Origin of the sequence: Pseudoduganella sp. S-14 (genome assembly GCF_049913285.1) — a bacterium.
Classification (GTDB): Bacteria; Pseudomonadota; Gammaproteobacteria; order Burkholderiales; family Burkholderiaceae_D; genus Rugamonas.
Genome location: NZ_CP183991.1, coordinates 6,076,760 through 6,078,412, shown reverse-complemented (window position 1 = coordinate 6,078,412; position 1,653 = coordinate 6,076,760). Strand labels below are relative to the sequence as shown.

Here is a 1,653-nt window from a genome sequence, read left to right as displayed (position 1 = left end):
CTTGAGTTGAGAGCTAAACTAAAGTGGAGCAAAGAATGCAACTACCGGATGTCGATGAATATTTGTTCGGGAGCGGGCGAACGCTTGCAGATTATTTTGTTGAACAAACTCCGTTTTCCGAGATACTGTGCTATAGGAACTCGGAGGGGCGGGAATTCGATCTTCAGATCAATCATCCGGATTTGGCCAATGCAGTGATGGCACGCTTGAAAGAACTCGGCGTTCGGATCGTTAAATTGGGCTGATTGCAAAGCCGTCACCGGGCGGCTGTTGCAAGGTGCCAGACAGGTGGGGTTAAGAGAGTAATGGAAGTAACGAAGGCAAATATCGGTGGGCGGGTGATCGCAATCAAAGCGGCAATCGCGTTAAAAGGGCAGGTTGACTGGTTGATTTCACTTCTACACGACATGCATTCGCAAGGAAGCGCACTCAGTGACGGTCAGCGACTGCAACTGGGCTTTTCTGTCCTTACTGCTAGGCAGGGCATGGATGGGGAAATCTCATTGTGGGAGCCCGACTTTGATCGAAATCCGTTTGAAGATCTCCGCGAGGGAGTTAATGTGACCATGGCGTTGCTTGCTCAGCAAACTGGCTTCGTTCGACGGGCAAGGGCGCAACCTACCGGCATTTCATTCCAAGACAAGATTGTGTTGACACGTGGAGCGTTGCAGGCCGGGTCGATTTATTTGGAACGTAGTGCGCCAGATCCGGGAAAACAGGATTCGGGTTGGTTCATCGGGCTGCGAGGCAACGATTCGTGTGAAGAGTTGGAAGCTATTTTTGCTTTTCAACTGCTGCATCAGCGTCCGACCTTGCTGGCTGTGCTAGCGCTGCCACCAGGCTTCATGGTCTTCGTCGAAGGCGAAGAGATTGTTGGGGTGGCCAACGAGCGAAATGAACCAGTCAACATGTACTTGGCCCCAGACGCGGCTGGCCTTTCGTGAGGGTTGCAGATGGATAAGATTGAACTTTTTACGGAGCGCCGTGCCGACGGCAAGGAAATTCATGAAGGCATGGATTTGCTAAAGCTTATTCATTCGGGCTGGGAGCCGCAAAAAATTACGCATATAAGTTGGGAATGCGATGGCCGTTCATTTGGGCTGGACTATGCTAACGGAGTCTTGGCAAAAGTGCTTCCGGGTAGGTGCCACATCGCTTTGATTGAGACTGTCGGCGGTGCTGGAGAAGAGCAAGGCGATCTATTTGTTGTCGATGCGCGCGGCGACAAACAGTATGGCATTAGTCGGCATCAAGTAATCGAAGGAAAAAAGCGGTTCGGTGAATTTGTTTGGTTTGAACCAGCGATTGAAAGCCCTGAACATTGCTTTGGTGCTGTTTTTCAAACTAATGGTCCTGCAGGTATTGAACAATATCAGTTCGATTTTGAGATAAGTACAGGCATTATCACCGGCATCCATATGTTGCGCTAAATCACACGTAACTGCTTGAGCAGGCAGGCAACTTCCTAATTTGCTCGGATCTCTCGCAGCCAGGCGACCGAAACAAGGCTGCCTTCGTCCTTGATAAAGCAACACGGAATCTCACAGCCGCCCCCGATACGGGTGCGATCTTCAGCAAGCCACGGCGGAACTTGATTGGCTGGCGGGGCCAGCATAACAGGCTGCGGGAAGCATGCGCTCTTGAGGGCATTAG

The 1,653-nt window shown here is 51.2% G+C and carries 3 protein-coding genes; all 3 read left to right on the top strand.

Going from position 1 to position 1,653, the window contains the following annotated elements:
* Window positions 1-35: 35 nt before the first annotated feature.
* From ACN9MZ_RS28205 to ACN9MZ_RS28195, 3 genes are read left to right on the top strand one after another with little or no spacing between them, the layout of a single operon-like run.
* Entirely contained in the window at window positions 36-245 is a 210-nt protein-coding gene (locus ACN9MZ_RS28205; protein ID WP_426340092.1) for a hypothetical protein, read from the top strand.
* Between the two features lie 60 nt (window positions 246-305).
* Window positions 306-944: an immunity protein Imm33 domain-containing protein gene (locus ACN9MZ_RS28200; RefSeq protein WP_426340091.1), complete on the top strand. Its 639-nt coding sequence runs from the start codon at window positions 306-308 to the stop codon at window positions 942-944.
* A gap of 9 nt (window positions 945-953) precedes the next feature.
* Window positions 954-1,430, top strand: coding sequence for a hypothetical protein (locus ACN9MZ_RS28195; protein ID WP_426340090.1), 477 nt, complete (start codon window positions 954-956; stop codon window positions 1,428-1,430).
* Window positions 1,431-1,653: the final 223 nt, after the last annotated feature.